Origin of the sequence: Pseudoroseomonas cervicalis ATCC 49957 (assembly GCF_000164635.1) — a bacterium.
Taxonomy (GTDB): Bacteria; Pseudomonadota; Alphaproteobacteria; order Acetobacterales; family Acetobacteraceae; genus Pseudoroseomonas; species Pseudoroseomonas cervicalis.
The window spans coordinates 1-517 of the sequence record NZ_GG771262.1 but is presented as its reverse complement, the minus strand read 5'-3'; the positions used below and the strand labels follow the sequence as shown (position 1 = coordinate 517).

Here is a 517-nt window from a genome sequence, read left to right as displayed (position 1 = left end):
CGGGCGCAGGAGGATGTGCAGGCCGTGGCCACCGCCGCCGAGCAGATGGCCGCCTCGATCAACGAGATCACCCGCCGCGTGGCGGAGGCGGCGGGGCTGGCCCGCGCCGCCGCCGCGCAGGCCGGCACCACCGAGCAGACGGTGCGCGGCCTGGCCGGCAGCGTGGCGCAGATCGAATCCGTCATGGGGCTGATCCGCGACATCGCCGGCCGCACCAACCTGCTGGCCCTGAACGCCACCATCGAGGCCGCCCGCGCCGGGGAGGCCGGCAAGGGCTTCGCCATCGTCGCCAATGAGGTGAAGCAGCTGGCCGCCCAGAGCGCCCGCGCCACCGACGAGATCGCGGCGCAGATCAGCCAGATGCAGGCGGTGGCCGGGCAGGCCATGGCGGCGATCGACGGCATCGTCGGCACGGTGGCGCAGAATGACGGGGTGGCCGCCGGCATCGCCGCCGCGGTCGAGCAGCAGAGCGTGGCCACGCGCGAGGTGGCGCGCGCCGCCGCCGCCGCCGCCGGCA

1 protein-coding gene is annotated in these 517 nt (G+C 76.2%); it reads left to right on the top strand.

All coding sequences use genetic code 11. The features are described 5' to 3' along the window. Nucleotides 1-24: 24 nt before the first annotated feature. Nucleotides 25-517 (top strand): methyl-accepting chemotaxis protein (locus tag HMPREF0731_RS22900; protein ID WP_281015405.1); only part of this gene is annotated, 493 nt, incomplete at its 3' end.